This window comes from Protofrankia sp. Cr1 (genome assembly GCF_963555865.1).
Taxonomy (GTDB): domain Bacteria; phylum Actinomycetota; class Actinomycetes; order Frankiales; family Frankiaceae; genus Protofrankia.
This window is the reverse complement of record NZ_CAUVXO010000446.1, coordinates 1-4,342: the sequence shown is the minus strand read 5'-3', so window position 1 is coordinate 4,342 and position 4,342 is coordinate 1. Positions and strand designations below refer to the sequence as shown.

3 protein-coding genes and 1 pseudogene are annotated in these 4,342 nt (G+C 67.2%); 1 reads left to right on the top strand and 3 read right to left on the bottom strand.

What is annotated here, in order from left to right; translation table 11 throughout:
* The first annotated feature begins 536 nt into the window (after positions 1-536).
* A complete protein-coding gene (locus U9980_RS23375) occupies positions 537-1,595 on the top strand; it encodes an NAD-dependent epimerase/dehydratase family protein (RefSeq protein WP_322769905.1) in 1,059 nt (352 codons plus the stop codon).
* Here the strand turns inward: U9980_RS23375 and U9980_RS23370 are convergent.
* The 3 genes and pseudogenes from U9980_RS23370 to U9980_RS23360 all read right to left on the bottom strand — a co-directional run.
* Positions 1,560-3,146 (bottom strand): hypothetical protein, encoded by a 1,587-nt coding sequence (locus U9980_RS23370; RefSeq protein WP_322769904.1) that lies wholly within the window; start codon positions 3,144-3,146, stop codon positions 1,560-1,562. The two genes, U9980_RS23375 and U9980_RS23370, sit on opposite strands and share 36 nt — an antisense overlap.
* A 522-nt stretch (positions 3,147-3,668) precedes the next feature.
* A pseudogene (locus U9980_RS23365) lies at positions 3,669-3,929 on the bottom strand (methyltransferase, FxLD system); the annotation flags it as partial.
* A gap of 200 nt (positions 3,930-4,129) precedes the next feature.
* The coding region (locus U9980_RS23360; RefSeq protein WP_322769903.1) for a hypothetical protein at positions 4,130-4,342 on the bottom strand (213 nt) is incomplete at its 5' end.

The window sequence follows — 4,342 nt, the reverse complement described above, 5'->3', positions numbered from 1 at the left end:
GCTCCCTTCGGGTGACACGGCTCGTGCACCGATCAAGATCGGTGAATGCCGCGTATGGTGCGCCACCACGATGGCCGGAGCCGGGGGGCAAGTCATTCCCGCCACCACGAATCTTTTCTTCGGCTTCCGAGAGACAGCTGACCTGCGTGAACAGCGGTGTCAGAGTGCATCTATCCGGCGCGATCATGCCGATTCGTTCGGCGGGCCCGGCTGGGCCTCGAACTCGGCCGCCCGTCTGGCCGCTCCGTTCCGAACGTGAGCTGACGGCTACGGGCTCGGTCGGCAGCGGGAGGCGGCGGACTTCGGGGCTGATCGGCTGCTAGTGCAGGCCGAGTCGGTGCAGGGAATCGGTGGCCGGGTGTGCTTCGGCACTGGTCTGGCGACATGTCCCGGGGCGTCTACGACTTGGCTCAGGGGCTCCGTAGGGGCAGGTCCGGGTGGGCCAGCAGGTTGACCCTTCCTCTCGGTGTCCGCGGCATCGAGGCTCGCACGGAAGCGCCGGCCACAGGGGGAGGTCTTTTTGAGACGATTGCGCCATGCGTTTGTTGGTCCTGGGAGGAACCTGGTTCGTCGGCCGTGTCCTGGCTGAGGAGGCGGTTGGCCGTGGCTGGGCGGTCACGACGTTCAACCGGGGTAGGTCCGGACCGGATGTCGGAGGGGTCCACCCACTCCGAGGCGACCGAACCGACGCCAAGGATCTTGATCGCCTCGCCGCGGAGGGGCCGTGGGACGCTCTGGTGGACGTCGGCGGCGCGGAGCCCCGCTCGGTCGGCCTTGCCGCGCAGGTTCTGGGTGCACAGGCCCGTCGGTACGTGTTCGTGTCGACCGTCTCGGTGTATCGAGACTGGCCTGCGTCCCCTGTCGACGAATCCTCGCCTCTACACCCGGGAAACCCCGATCTTGTGGTGGAAGATCCTCGCTGGGACGCAGGGCGCTACGGTCCCCACAAGGCCGGGTGTGAGGCCGCGGTCCTACGGAGCGTTGCCCCAGATCGGCTGCTCATAGTGCGGCCGGGGGTGGTCCTCGGCCCGCACGAGTACGTCGGACGGCTGCCGTGGTGGCTTCGGCGGATGGCGCGAGGCGGGCGGGTGCTGGCCCCCGCGCCCGCCGACAGGCCCATCCAGCCTGTGGACGTGCGTGACCTCGCGTCGTTTCTGCTCGATCTGGTCGGACGGTCGGCCAGCGGCATCTTCAACGTTGCGGCGCCCGCCGGCCACGCGACCTACGGGCGGATGCTGGACGCGTGCACTGCGGCGACGCGGGACGTCCGAGGCTCCGACGAGGTCGAGGTCGTCTGGACGGAACCCGATTGGCTTGTCGAGCAGGGGGTGCGTCAGTGGACGGAGATCCCGCTGTGGCGGGTGCAGCCAGGGACGTGGCGACTGGACGCTACCCGGGCGGCGGCGGCGGGCCTGCGTTGCCGGCCGATCGAGGAGACCGTCCTGGACACATGGGCGTGGCTGGCGGCCGGCGGCGCTCCGGTACGGCATGAGCGTCAGGACGAGCACGGCTTCGACCCCGACAGGGAGCGCCGCCTCGTCGACATGTGGAAGCTCCGGTCACATGCTGCCACCGGCGAGAAGGGACTGGTTTGAGGTGCCCGGGGGCAGCAGGGCGGTGGCCGACTCGCGCACAAAGTGTTCGATCTGGTCGTCGAGGTGCTCGGCGTCGGTAGATCCGCGGTAGCGCGGCTGGCTCAACGACCGGCGCAACCGGTGGAGTCTCCCCGTCAGGCGCCCCGTGCGCTGCTCGGACGGCAACGCGAGCACGGGGACGAGGGCATCGTGTGCACTGTCGAGATCGCCGCCCAGCGTTCGGGCGACGACCAGATCGATCCGGGCGCCGTGCTCACCTGGTGTCCATCTGTCTGCGATCGGAATCGCGGTGAACAGGTCGATCGCCTGGGACGCCGCGTGCTCAGCCTGGTCAAGCTGGCTGAGTGCGAGATGCGTAGCCCCGGCGCTGAGGAGCCGGCGTTCCTCGCCGAACGAGAACTCGCCGCCCACACTGTCGAGAAGATCGTCTGAAGCGTCTGCCTCGGCGGCGCGCTGGGCGGCGGCCAAGGCGGTCATCGCCTCGTCCGCGGCTCCGATCATCGCGTAGGAGCGGGCCTGCACGGCGTGCAGGCGAACCTTTCCGGACCCTGCTCTGGCATGGTCAAGGCCCGCGGTCGTCAGCCGTATCCCTTCTCTCGGTCGGTCCGACCAGAAGGCGATGGTGGCCTGGACAGCGCGGGCCCACGAGCGCAGCCCGTCATCGTCGACGATCTGCCCATACGCCCACGCCGCGCGGGCGTTCTCGACTCCAGCATCGGGAAACCCGAGGTCGAGACTGACGATGCCGAGCAGGCCGCAGAGCTGCCCGGCGAAGATGTAAAGCTCGTTGAGCTGCCGTGGGCGTTTCGTCTGCTCCATCAGCGCGTACACGGTGTTCCGGGTCTTGGCCAGTTCGGTGAACATCTGGAAGGGATGGGTGGTGTTGTAGGTGTGCGCGAGCCGACGTACATCGTCGGCGAGCTGCTCCACCGAACTCGCGTCGAGACTTCTGGCCGCCGCGAACATCGCATGCTCTCCCGACTCCTTGGCAGCCGACATGACACGCTCCATTTCCACCGGTACATACGGTATTGATATGCGCTCGATCCTGCCAGGCTGCGCCTTTCTCGCTACAGAACCGGAAAGTTCTACAGAGTCAGGATGAGTAGGCGTCAGAGGTATTCGATGAGATGTGTACGGAATCTGACCAGTCTGGCTGAAGATGAGGTGGTCTGCGGGGGTGAGGTGTTCACGGTCGTCGAGGTCGACAAGGTTGTGGACGCTGGTGTCGTAGACCTCGGCGAGCAGGGCGAGGACCTGGAGGGTGGGCCGGCGGCGGTTGTTCGGTAGCGGCCAGTTCTCCAGCTCCGACAACCGCGGAGCGGTCATGGGCGCGGCGCCCTGGGGGTCGAGGCCGACGCGGGCGGCGTGGGCGTTGATGTGGTTCGCGGCCTGCGCCTGGGTCCAGCCGTGCGCGACCCGGTGGGCCACCCGGGGACGCAGCTTGTAGCGGCGGGCGAACTCGACGGCGATCTCGTCGTGCGACATACCCACGGCGCGCATCCGGGCCCGCAGCTCATCCTGCTCCACCCGAAGACTGTGCCTACTCACGTCGCATCCCCTCCAGACCTGACTCATCGGCCGGCCCGCCACCCAAAACATCAAGATTCATTTGGTGATCCGCCGCTGTCGGGTCAGAACCGATGGCGCACCCGCCGTCCACGGCGCTGTCCGCTCCACCGGGCAGGCAGGCAACCATAATGATCAGCGTTCTGGTGGTGCATGTCATTCCCCCCGCCACGAACATGTTCTTCGGCCGCCATCAGGTGGCTGAGCTGCGAAAATGGCGTGAGACGGTGCGATCCGTTCGGCGCCTAGCGCCGCATCAGTTGCGCGCGGGTTTGTCAATCTAACGGCTCTGCCAAGATTCCGATGGGGTGACAGACAGTTTCCGTGCGGGTATTGTGGGTGCTGTGTGACGCCGAGTTCCTGAAGGTCGTTTTTCCTCAGCTCGCTGTGGTGCTCATCGATCGGGTCGTCGATGAGGGGCCGGTGGTGCGGATCGCCGCGCGGACCCGGGCGGATCCGGTGGCCTGTCCGCGCTGCGGGACGCTCACCGGGCGGGTGCACGGCTATCACCGCCGCCGCCTGACCGATCATCTCCGCGATCAGGTAGGGCGCCGACACCGAGCTGATGGCTTCCTCGCCGCGCATCTTCTTGAGGACCGCTGCGTTCGCGTCGTATGCCTCTTCCAGCGGAAGGCCCGGCGTGAACAGCTCGCGGGGAACGGTCCGCATCGTCGCTTTCACCTCGGGCCGCAGCACCAGGCCCTTCGCCGCATGATCAGCGGCCAGCTTGTCAACCATCGCGTTACGGAGGCTCTCGCTGCTCATGGTGTCGACGCTCGTCACGGTGTCCTCTCCACTGCACGCGGACCGCCACAGGTCGGGCGACCCTCATCAACATTGACGATCTTTCCAACGGGGTGGACCGACCTGAAGACCTCCTCCACGTCGCCCCTTGCTCCCGCACAGGCCGAGCCGACCAGCGCGGAGTGCGGTCCTCCAACGGGCCGCGCCTCAAACGAACAAGATCAGGCCGATGTCTGTGGCGCGCCACCACGATGGCCGACGCCGGGAGGCGAGTCATTCCCCCCGCCACGAATCTTTTCTTCGGCTTCCGAAAGACGGCTGACCTGCGAGAACAGCGGCGTCAGAGCGCCTTTGTCCGGCGCGATCATGCAGATTCGTTCGGCGAGTCCCGGAGGGATTCGATCTCGATCGTCCGTCTGGAGGGTGCCGCGGAC

Excerpts from the sequence above, each read along its gene's own strand:
- U9980_RS23375 (WP_322769905.1), top strand. The coding sequence starts at position 537 with ATGCGTTTGTTGGTCCTGGGAGGAACCTGGTTCGTCGGCCGTGTCCTG.